The organism is Microcystis sp. M53598_WE2 (assembly GCF_030067735.1).
GTDB lineage: Bacteria > Cyanobacteriota > Cyanobacteriia > Cyanobacteriales > Microcystaceae > Microcystis > Microcystis aeruginosa.
On sequence record NZ_JASJFE010000518.1, the window covers coordinates 1 to 2,966 of the forward strand.

The window sequence follows — 2,966 nt, forward strand, 5'->3', positions numbered from 1 at the left end:
CTTAGTAGAGGACAAATAGCATAAGAACAGAATTTGCGAGAAAATAGAGCTGCTCTCATCTTAGGAATCAGTATAACCTGCACTGTTACCCCCCAAACGGAAATTCCCACCCAGAAGGAGATTACTGCATGATCAACCTAGAGACCCTAGAAGGTTGGTTAAATGCTCCAGTGGAAAATGAGCGACTAGAATTTAAACAGGCTAAAAATCAATTTGATACAATCAAACTGTTAAAATATTGCGTCGCCCTTGCTAATGAAGGAGGTGGCCATTTTATCTTAGGTGTTACCGATAAACGTCCCCGTAAAATTGTTGGTTCACAAGCCTTTCCTACACCCGAAGAAATTAACAGCATTAAATCGCTAATCGTTCAAAAACTTCGCTTGCGCGTGGAAATCACCGAATTGGCCCACCCTGATGGTCGTGTCTTGGTTTTTGAAGTGCCAACCCGTCCCACAGGACAACCTATCGCCTTTGAAGGTGCTTATCTAATGCGAGCAGGGGAAGACTTAGTACCCATGACACCTGATCTGCTTAAGCGCATCTTTGCTGAAGATCAACAAGATTGGTTTTGTCAACCTGCTCGTTCTCATGCTAGTCCAGATGAGGTTATTGACCTATTAGACACCCAAACCTACTTTGAATTGCTCAAGCTTCCCTATCCTAGCCATCGTGATGCTGTTTTAGAAAGATTACAAGGCGATCAACTCCTGCAAAAAACCCCACAAGGTTGGACAATTCCTAATTTATCTGCCATCCTTCTGGCCAGACAACTTGAGAGCTTTTCCCCTACCTTAGCGCGTAAAGCACCACGAGTGATTATCTATGAGGGAACAGGTAAAATTAAAACTCGACTGGAACAGACAGGAACTAAGGGATATGCTGTGGGTTTTGATGGTTTAGTTAATTTTGTCCACGATTTAGCCCCTCAAAATCGCGTCATCGAGGAGGTTCTTAGGGAAGAAGTGAAAATGTTTCCTCCACAAGCTTTGCGAGAACTGATCGCCAATGCTTTGATTCATCAGGACTTTCTCGCTACAGGCGCTTCGGTGATGATTGAAATGTATGATGATCGAGTAGAAATCTCTAACCCTGGTATTCCTTTTATCAAAGTAGAACGCTTTATAGACGAATATCGCTCCCGTAATGAGCAATTAGCTGACATAATGCGTCGTTTTGGCATTTGTGAAGAAAAGGGCAGTGGTATTGATAAAGTTATTTCCGCTGCCGAGAAATTTCAACTTCCCGCACCAGATTTTAGAGTAGGTGAGATCCGAACAACTTCTATCCTATTCGCTCATCAGGATTTTGGCAAAATGAGTCAATCTGACCGTATTCGCGCTTGTTATCAGCACTGTTGTCTCCTCTATGTCGATAATCAACGGATGTCTAACCAAACCTTACGAAATCGCTTTTGTTTAAATGAATCAAAAAACAATACTGTTTCTCAAGTGATTGGGGCAACTAAAGAAGCAGGACTGATTAAACTTGACGAATCTGAATCTAAATCAACTCGTTATGCTCGTTATCTCCCCTTTTGGGCCTAGACTAGCCTTGAGCGAAGTGGAAATGCTAAAAAGTGCTTCAACGCAAATCCATTTTAGGGATGTCAAATCGGCGAAACCCTTATACAGCGAGCAAAAAAGTGCTTCAACGCAAATCGACATTTTTCCAAGAGGAGATTTTATCATCGCGTCCACACGGGAGTGGGACTTGTGGACGACAACGGCGATACATTTCTTTAAACTGCACCCCCCAAACGTAAATAGGCTTCAATAAAGCTATCTAAATCCCCATTCATTACCCGGGTAACATCGGTGGTTTCCACATTACTACGGAGGTCCTTAACCAATTGATAGGGATGAAAAACATAGTTACGGATTTGATTGCCCCAAGCGGCCTCCACCATATCGCCGCGAATTTCTGCGATCGCTTGAGCCTGTTGTTCCCGAGCGATAATTAACAATTTCGCTTTTAATAAAGCTAGGGCTTTTTCTTTATTTTGTAATTGCGATCGCTCTTGGGTACAACGCACAGCGATACCTGTGGGAAGATGAACTACACGCACGGCAGTTTCCACTTTATTAACATTTTGTCCACCTTTTCCCCCCGATCTAGTGGTGGTAATTTCTAAATCTTTATCGGGAATTTCTACCTTCACCGCATCATCGCCCAAAATTGGCATCACTTCCACCCCGGCGAAACTGGTTTGACGTTTACCATTAGCATTAAAAGGGGAAATTCTTACTAACCGATGGGTGCCTTTTTCTCCTTTCAGATAACCGTAAGCATAAGTTCCGGCAATCTCAATTGTCACCGATTTAATTCCCGCTTCATCTCCTTCTGATATTTCCGCTAAAGTGACTTTATAACCCTGTTTCTCGGCCCAGCGAGAATACATTCTCAGGAGCATTTCTGTCCAATCTTGGGCATCGGTTCCCCCGGCCCCCGCATTAATCGTTAAAACCGCTCCTTTTGCGTCGTAGGGACCATTTAAAAGCTGTTGCAATTCCCAGCGATCGAGGTCATGCTGTAAATGAGTTAAATTGTCCGTCGCTTCTTCTAGTAAAGTTCGATCGGATTCTAATTCTAATAACTCGATAATTGCCTTGGTATCTTCTAATTGTCCACACCAACCCTGATAGGTTTCTAAAGAAGATTTACATTCATTTAGTTCTTGCAGGGTTTTTTGAGCCGTATCGAGATTATCCCAAAAAGTAGGGACGGCCGCCACCTGTTCTAAGTCTTTAATTTTCGCCCTTAAAGTGGGTAAGTCAAAGATAGTCCTGGGTTTTACCCAGGCGCGATCCTACTATCTCGATACCTTTTTTTAGTTCCGATATTTCCATGTTTTCAGTTATCAGTTATCAGTTGCTCTAGGAGTCGGTCGTCGGTCGTCAGGAGTTGAGAGTTGGGGTTTTAGGGTTTTGGGGTTTTAGTTGAAATTCCCCCATTTTCCCATTTCC

At 43.1% G+C, this 2,966-nt stretch carries 2 protein-coding genes; one reads left to right on the forward strand and one right to left on the reverse strand.

Annotated elements, in window-relative coordinates; translation table 11 throughout:
- Window positions 1-128 precede the first annotated feature (128 nt).
- On the forward strand, window positions 129-1,547 hold the full coding sequence (locus tag PX636_RS10535; RefSeq protein WP_287971279.1) for an ATP-binding protein: 1,419 nt from the start codon (window positions 129-131) through the stop codon (window positions 1,545-1,547).
- Between the two features lie 194 nt (window positions 1,548-1,741).
- Here the strand turns inward: PX636_RS10535 and prfB are convergent.
- Window positions 1,742-2,849 (reverse strand): peptide chain release factor 2 gene (prfB, locus tag PX636_RS10540; RefSeq protein ID WP_288117076.1). Its coding sequence is split into 2 segments (ribosomal slippage): window positions 1,742-2,776 and window positions 2,778-2,849, totalling 1,107 coding nucleotides; the frame shifts between segments, so codons are not numbered across the junction.
- Window positions 2,850-2,966 lie beyond the last annotated feature (117 nt).

Coding starts and splice junctions, on each gene's coding strand:
- PX636_RS10535 (WP_287971279.1), top strand. CDS start 129: ATGATCAACCTAGAGACCCTAGAAGGTTGGTTAAATGCTCCAGTGGAA.